Source organism: Pacificibacter sp. (genome assembly GCF_039769035.1).
GTDB lineage: Bacteria > Pseudomonadota > Alphaproteobacteria > Rhodobacterales > Rhodobacteraceae > Celeribacter.
The window spans coordinates 1-7,757 of the sequence record NZ_JBDMZG010000175.1 but is presented as its reverse complement, the minus strand read 5'-3'; the positions used below and the strand labels follow the sequence as shown (position 1 = coordinate 7,757).

The 7,757-nt window shown below is 53.6% G+C and carries 8 protein-coding genes; 3 read left to right on the top strand and 5 right to left on the bottom strand.

Translation table 11 applies throughout. The features are described from left to right. The 3 genes from ABF287_RS14585 to ABF287_RS14575 form a co-directional block, all read right to left on the bottom strand. Positions 1-643 (bottom strand): TerB family tellurite resistance protein (locus ABF287_RS14585; protein WP_347185727.1); only part of this gene is annotated, 643 nt, incomplete at its 3' end. Between the two features lie 80 nt (positions 644-723). Continuing rightward, positions 724-1,215 (bottom strand): N-acetyltransferase family protein, encoded by a 492-nt coding sequence (locus ABF287_RS14580; protein ID WP_347185726.1) that lies wholly within the window; start codon positions 1,213-1,215, stop codon positions 724-726. Further along, on the bottom strand, positions 1,212-1,832 hold the full coding sequence (locus tag ABF287_RS14575; protein ID WP_347185725.1) for a VOC family protein: 621 nt from the start codon (positions 1,830-1,832) through the stop codon (positions 1,212-1,214). The genes ABF287_RS14580 and ABF287_RS14575 overlap by 4 nt, the downstream gene beginning before the upstream one ends. Before the next feature lie 94 nt (positions 1,833-1,926). Here ABF287_RS14575 and nhaA point away from each other — a divergent pair, with 94 nt between their 5' ends. Beyond that, a complete protein-coding gene (gene nhaA / locus ABF287_RS14570) occupies positions 1,927-3,120 on the top strand; it encodes a Na+/H+ antiporter NhaA (RefSeq protein WP_347185724.1) in 1,194 nt (397 codons plus the stop codon). A gap of 230 nt (positions 3,121-3,350) precedes the next feature. Continuing rightward, on the top strand, positions 3,351-4,124 hold the full coding sequence (locus ABF287_RS14565; RefSeq protein ID WP_347185723.1) for a hypothetical protein: 774 nt from the start codon (positions 3,351-3,353) through the stop codon (positions 4,122-4,124). A 35-nt stretch (positions 4,125-4,159) separates the two neighbouring features. Here ABF287_RS14565 and scpA read toward each other — a convergent pair whose 3' ends face one another. Then, the gene (gene scpA, locus ABF287_RS14560; RefSeq protein ID WP_347185722.1) at positions 4,160-6,283 is read right to left on the bottom strand and encodes a methylmalonyl-CoA mutase; all 2,124 of its coding nucleotides are present in this window, start codon (positions 6,281-6,283) and stop codon (positions 4,160-4,162) included. 111 nt (positions 6,284-6,394) lie between these two features. Here scpA and ABF287_RS14555 point away from each other — a divergent pair, with 111 nt between their 5' ends. Then, positions 6,395-6,892 carry a DUF4174 domain-containing protein gene (locus ABF287_RS14555; protein WP_347185721.1) on the top strand — a complete coding sequence of 166 codons (498 nt, stop codon included), beginning with the start codon at positions 6,395-6,397 and terminating at the stop codon, positions 6,890-6,892. Between the two features lie 59 nt (positions 6,893-6,951). Here the strand turns inward: ABF287_RS14555 and ABF287_RS14550 are convergent. Next, on the bottom strand, positions 6,952-7,757 hold an 806-nt coding region (locus tag ABF287_RS14550; RefSeq protein ID WP_347185720.1), incomplete at its 5' end, for a biotin/lipoyl-containing protein.

Here is a 7,757-nt window from a genome sequence, read left to right as displayed (position 1 = left end):
TGATCTCGGCCAGACGGCGCGTCGCCATTTGCACCGCTTCTTCGGGCACGCCGCGTGCGATCATTTTGTCGGGATGATTGTCGCGTACCAACGCGCGGTAGGCAGATTTGATGTCGACCAATTTCATAGTCGGATCGACCCCCAGAATATCATAGGGGTCACGCACCGCGTCTGGCACGAACCGCGCGCGGATAATGCGAAACTTGCGCTCACTGATTTCAAAGATTTCTGCGACCCGCTGTAAAAACGCATCTTCGTTCGGGTGGTATTCACCATCTGCCATTGCGATATGAAACAACCCGTCCAATAGGTCGAACAATGGATCACACGCGTCGCCGTACATGGCCTTGACCCGCTTGGCGTAATCTTCAAACCCTGCAACATCTTGGCGCGCCAAGTTGAAAACGCGCCCTGCTGCGGCTTCATCTTCTGCGCTGATGTGGAACACTTCTCTAAATGCGGTGACTTCGGCGCGGGTCACTTGCCCGTCCGCCTTGGCCATTTTTGCGCCAAGGGCGATGACGGCAATAGCAAACCCGACGCGACGTTCAGGTTCTGAACGCAAGCGTTCAAAAACCGCAGATAGGCTTTCACCAGAGCGTAACGCCGCAAGGGCATCTAAGATGCGGTACCAAATGGACATAAAATAACTTTAAACTACCGACCGACAGGTGTCAGGTCACAAACGCATGAGGAGGCCACCGCATGCGTCAACGCACCCCTTTATAAAATCTTTTGCATAAATAATGCGTCAAGCCAGCGATCAAATTTGTAGCCCGATTGCGGAATACGCCCGACTTCTTTGTACCCAAGCGCCTCATGGAACGCGATCGACGCTGTGTTATCCGCATCAATGACGCCAATCATTGATTTGTGGCCCGCCTCGCGCGCGTGCTCTTCGATCGCGATCAACAAGATGCGCCCAAAGCCCTGCCCCTGTGCGGCATCGCTTAGGTAGACAGAATGCTCCATGGTAAAGCGGTAACCGTTGTTGGAACTGCGAAACTGCTCATAGGTTGCATAGCCTGCCACCTCACCGTCTAGCTCGGCCACGTAAAATGCGCGCCCTTCCTCAATGCGGCGTGCGACCAATGCAGCCCATTCTTCTTCCGTTTTTTCCACGGACGAAAATGTTGCCGTTGAGTCAGCAACGACGGGCTTCATAATTGCTTTCAAAGCTGATGCGTCGTCTGGTGTAGCTATGCGAAGTTTCATGCGATCCAAATCTCCCCAGATGCTGATCCTATTTCAGCTTGCAAGGATGCCGTTGCGCCCTCACCTATTGAAACATATTCCATGGCCTGAACAAACGGCGAAATTGCATCGCGCAAATCTGTTGCCATTGGGTGCGTTAGTTTTAAGCGGCGCAACCGCAAATCGCGGTGCGGCAGGTGTTGCGTTGGATGATCTGAGTCCCATTGAATAAAGGTTGGGAAACATCCGTCGAACAAAGGCATGCCATCCTCGGGCACGATCATGCGCCACGCGTAATTGCCACGCTCAAATGACATGATCCGGCCCACATTGGCTGGCGCGCGTTCCCACGCCTCATCAAGATCATCGCAGCGCACGACCCAATTCGTCAATTTCGGAGCCCCGCCGAACTCATCCAAACCAAACCACCTTGCATGCGGAGGCTTTGGTGCATTTGGATCAGCCGAAATCACTTCGAAATACGCGCCGCGATCAAGTCCAACAACGTGATTATGTGTTCCCATCCGCGCGTGTTCGCCGCGTGGCTCCATAGGGACGTCGAGCAATCCTTCCGCCCAAAGGCGCCCCTGCGTCAAATCAGCAGCAGACACCACCAAATGGTCGAAAAAATACGACATAAACCACCAATTCTCAAAAACTCTATTGAAAGAGTCGGGAAATGCTCCAATTACCTGTATGGTGAACATCTAACAAGGGAAAGAAAAGAACAAAATGCTCCTAAGACAACTTGAGAAATTTTTTGGCGGCGAAGCGTCTGGGGGTATCATTCTGATGATCTCCGCTGCCGCAGCCATGATCGTTGCGAACTCGTCATTGTTTGGCGCGTATGACGGTGTCCTAGGGTCCTATTTTGGCATAACGCTGAATGGCGCGGGCATCGAAAAACCGCTTATCTTGTGGATCAACGACGGTTTGATGGCGGTGTTCTTTTTGCTGGTCGGCTTGGAACTGAAAGCAGAATTGCTTGAAGGGAAACTTAAAGACCCTCGCGATATTTTGCTGCCAGGCATGGCTGCCGTTGGCGGCATGTTTGTGCCTGCCGCAATCTACTTTATGTTCAACTTCAGCTCACCAGAAACGCATGCTGGCTGGGCAATCCCTGCGGCGACTGACATCGCATTTGCACTGGGTATTTTGGCACTCGTAGGCAGCCGCGTTCCGACATCATTGAAAGTGTTTTTGCTGACACTGGCGATTTTGGATGACCTTGGCGCCATTTTGATCATCGCGTTCTTCTACACAGCTGAACTCAAAATTGACTATCTATTCCTGTCCTTGATCCCGCTTGCAGGCATGTATTTCCTCAACCGCTCTGGTGCGCACCGTATTGCGCCAATCATCTTGCTGGGCGCTGTGTTGTGGGTATTGGTGCTCAAATCGGGCGTCCACGCGACCTTGGCCGGCGTGATCACAGCGTTCTTTGTTCCGATGAAAGACAAATGGGGCAAATCACCGCTGCACTCACTTGAGCACGCGCTCTCGCCCTATGTGTTGTTCGGCATCGTGCCGATCTTCGCCTTTGCCAACGCAGGTGTCGTTTTCGAAGGCGTCTCCTTCTCCAATCTATTCGACCCGTTGCCACTTGGCATCGCGGGCGGCTTGATCTTGGGTAAACAAATCGGTGTCTTTGGCATCACTTGGATCTTGGTGAAATTGGGCGTGGCACAAAAACCGTTTGGGGCAACCTGGCTTCACATCTACGGCGTCTCAGCCCTTGCTGGCATCGGCTTCACTATGTCACTCTTCATTGGCGGCCTGTCGTTCGAAGATCCATTCTTGATGAACGAAGTACGCATCGGCGTTGTCAGTGGCTCAGTCATTTCCGCGATTATCGGCTACTGCGTCTTGCGCTTTGCGCCCCTGAAAGAGGGCCACACGGAAGAAGCGAAAGCCAAAGCCGCTTAGTAACTTAACACATCCGAAACAGACAAAGAGCGGGGCGCAGGCCTCGCTCTTTTGGTTTCATGCTTGGCTCTTTTGATCATGGAATGGTCAAGGTGTTCAGTGCGAGGCATTCGCTTGCGCGCGTAGCGTTGACAGACGGACATCGGAACCGTACCAGTGGATTGAAATCAGACGCCCCCAGATTCACCGGCGTTCGATAGCGGAAATCTTTGCAAAAGCAGGAGCGTAGCATGAATTACGTCGTGATGATAAAATGGGGCACAGGCTACCCCGCAGACGAATTCAACAGAACCTATCGCGCTGCTCTTGACCATTCACCACAAGGCACAAAGGTTCTATGCCTCACGGATGACCCGACCGGTCTAGACGCAGGCATAGAAATCGCGACCTTGCCAGACATCCCTCTTGACCGAAAAAAATGGACCCCCGGAATGTGGCCTAAGCTGTCGATGTTCAAGCCAGATGTCCTGCCTAAAGGCGCCAAAATTCTGTATGTCGATGTTGATATTGCTGCAGTAGGGGATTTGTCGGTTTTGTTCGATATGATTGTGCCTGAAAAGGTCCAAATCATCCGAGACTGGAAAACCTACCACGAACAATGGTTTCCCAAATTGTTCCCAAGCAACCGCACCGGAAATTCATCCGTACTAGGATTTGTAGCCGGCGAAAACACCGACATATGGGACCGCTTTGTTGCGGACCCTGAGGGCAGCTTTGAAACGCTTAAAAACGATCAAATATTCATTTCCGAAGTCGCCAAATCTGTCGACTACCTTCCCGAAGATCTGATCGGATCGTTCAAAAAAACGGTCGCCCCGTTGCCGCCTTTGTCGTGGTTCAGTGGGTGTCGCCCTGCCAAAGACTGCGCGATTGTCGCGTTTCACGGCAAACCTGGCTTAGACGATCTCACCCTTAGAAATCGCAGTTATCTCGCTCTTTTGGCCGAAGGCTTTGGCCGTGTGCAATGGATCGAAGACTACCTCGACAAATACGACGCGTCGTAAGGTCGGCCACACAAACGAGGCCGACCCTGTCTGACCTAATGGTTGCCGATCAGCTCAAGAATCTCTCGCGCCGCTGCTGGGATATTTGTGCCGGGGCCAAAGATCGCTTTGACGCCTGCGTCTTTCAAAAACGCGTAATCTTGTTGTGGGATCACACCACCGCAAATCACGATGATATCGCCAGCCCCCTGTGCCTTGAGCGCCTCGATCAGCTTAGGTGCCAAAGTCTTGTGCCCTGCCGCCTGAGACGAAATGCCAACGATGTGTACATCATTATCGATGGCATCTTGTGCCGCTTCTTCGGGTGTTTGAAACAGCGGCCCCACATCAACATCGAACCCAATATCGGCAAAGGCAGTCGCGATGACTTTGGCCCCACGGTCATGCCCATCTTGGCCCATTTTCACCACAAGCATACGTGGACGACGACCTTCGTTTTCGGCGAAGGTTTCAACATCTTGTTGAATTTGCGCAAAGCCAGCGTCGCCCTCATAAGCGGCACCATACACACCTGCGAGCGTCTTCACTTCGGCGCGGTGACGTCCAAATGATTTTTCCATCGCCATAGAAATTTCTCCTACAGTTGCACGTGCACGTGCGGCCTCGACCGCCAGAGCCAACAGATTGCCTTTGCCCGTTGTCGCCGCTGCTTCCAGATCAGACAGGGTTTCAAGCACAAGCGCATCGTCGCGCGATTCACGAATTTTCTCAAGCCGCGCCATCTGACTTTCACGTACAGCGACATTGTCGACGTCCAAAATATCAATCGGGTCTTCGTTGTCTTTACGGTATTTGTTCACCCCAACGATCACCTCAGTGCCGCGATCAATCAGCGCTTGGCGTTTGGCCGCGGATTCCTCGATCCGCAATTTCGGCATGCCGGTGTTGACCGCCTTGGTCATACCGCCCATTTCTTCGACTTCTTCCATCAACGCCCAAGCCTTGTCTGCCAGCTCAGCTGTCAGGCTTTCGACGTAATAGGACCCCGCCAGCGGGTCGACCACATTGGTGATGCCTGTCTCTTCTTGCAAGATCAGTTGAGTGTTGCGGGCAATACGCGCGGAAAATTCTGTCGGCAAAGCAATGGCTTCATCAAGCGCGTTGGTGTGCAAGGATTGCGTGCCGCCAAGTGCTGCAGACATCGCCTCATAAGCGGTGCGGATCACGTTGTTGTATGGGTCTTGTTCTTGCAAAGACACGCCAGAGGTCTGGCAATGGGTACGCAGCATTTTGGATTTTTCAAGCTGCGGCTCGAATTCGTCCATCACACGTGTCCACAGCAAACGCGCCGCGCGCAGCTTGGCAGCTTCCATGAAAAAGTTCATGCCGATGGCGAAGAAAAACGACAGGCGTGGCGCAAACTTATCGACATCCATGCCGGCTTTGATCGCTGTGCGCACATATTCTCGACCATCGGCCAAAGTAAACGCCAGCTCTTGCACCAAATTCGCGCCCGCTTCTTGCATGTGATAGCCAGAGATCGAAATCGAGTTGAATTTCGGCATCTCATTGGCCGTGTATTCGATGATATCCGCGATGATCCGCATGCTTGGCTCTGGCGGATAGATATAGGTGTTGCGCACCATAAATTCTTTGAGAATGTCGTTTTGGATGGTGCCCGCAAGCAGCGCTTTGTCGTGCCCCTGCTCTTCGCCGGTCACAATAAAGGACGCCAAAATCGGGATCACAGCGCCGTTCATGGTCATAGATACAGAGACCTTGTCCAGCGGAATACCGTCGAACAGGATTTTCATATCCTCGACGCTATCAATCGCCACGCCTGCCTTGCCCACATCGCCCTCAACACGCGGGTGGTCACTGTCATAGCCACGGTGCGTCGCCAAATCGAACGCGACCGACACGCCCTGTTGCCCTGCATCCAGTGCTTTGCGGTAAAAGGCGTTGGATTCTTCCGCCGTGGAAAACCCCGCATATTGGCGAATGGTCCATGGACGGCCCGCATACATCGTTGCTTTCACACCCCGCGTAAACGGCGCCTGCCCCGGCGTATTGCCAAGATGATCCAAGCCTTTGATATCATCCTCGTCATACATCGGTTTGACCGTGATGCCCTCAAGCGTCTCCCATGCGAGGTTTTCCACGGGCTTGCCGCGAAGTTCTTTTCCTGCAAGCTCTGTCCAAAGTTTTCTATCGGTCATGAAACGGTCCTTTCAAACATGCACGCCAGCGGGGCCATCGCAGCGAAACACCTATGGGATGTCTTGGTAAATCCCGCGCGGCACCTTATATAGGTAAGGACCGGAGGATCGATGAAACATATATTTCTCAGCGCCCTAAGCGCTTTTCTTATCTCAGTGACGCCAGCCGCTTTTGCACAAGATGCAGACGCAGACACGCCTTTGGCGCAGCCTGATGTTGCCGCCGAACCCGCACCACTTGCGCAACCGGCAGCAGAGGTTGATTTGGCTGACTTTAAATGGGTCAATCGCGTGCTTGTGGTCTTCGCGGACAACCCGTTGGATTTGAATTTTCGCAGACAGATGGATCTGTTGGCAGAACGCCCTGAAGTGTTGACGGAACGTGATGTCGTGGTTTTGACAGACACAGATCCCGACACACTTAGCGCTGTTCGCAAACAATTGCGCCCACGCGGGTTTACCTTTGTTGTGGTCGACAAAGACGGCGCGGTGATGTTTCGCAAGCCTGATCCATGGGATCTGCGCGAGATCACCCGTGCCATCGACAAAACGCCACTGCGCCAGCAAGAAATCCAAGACATCAAAGACGCCGCCCGCGCTGCGCGGTAAGGCGCAGGCACGAACAGGGTTTGAGAATAGGTTTCTGACACAGCGGCAAGTGGCATGGGTTATTCAAACTCCATGATCACTTCGTCCACGGCCAAACTGTCGCCCGCGCTTGCGTTGATTTTTGACACCACGCCTTTACGTTCTGCGCGCAGGATGTTTTCCATTTTCATCGCCTCAACGGTGCACAGGGTCTGCCCCTCTTGGATTTCATCCCCCACAGCCACGTCAATGCCCACGATCAAACCTGGCATTGGGCAGAGCAGCAGTTTCGACGTATCTGCAGCGACTTTTTCCAGCATGTATTTGGAAAGCTCGGCCGCGCGCGGCGTGCGCACGTACACCTTGAGATCAGCACCGCGATTTCGAATGCGGAAACCGCCCGAGATGTCGCTGACTTTGAGCGTGACAGCCACACCATCAACGGTGACAGACGCCAAAGTTTGCCCCGGCACCCAATCACTTTCGACCCGCAAGACCGCGTCACCCAAAGTCACATTGGCGCCGCTCTTGTCGGCATCAATGTGGACAGGGAAATCTTGATCCGCGATTTGCACCACCCAATCCGCGCCAACGACACGTTCGTGATTGCCCATGCGCCCTGAAATGCGCGAGCGGCGAATTTCAGCGACACGGTACATCGCGGCACTTGCCACAGCGATTTTGTCCAACTGCGCTTGCTCAAGGGGCGCGCCCTCGAACCCGTCTGGGTATTCTTCTTCGATAAAGGCCGTGGTGATGTTGCCCGACACAAAGCGCGGGTGATCCATTACGGCGGACAAAAACGGCAGATTGTGCCCGATGCCTTCGATTTCGAACCCATCAAGGGCGGCACTCATGTGGTCGATTGCCTCCGCGCGCGTGGGCG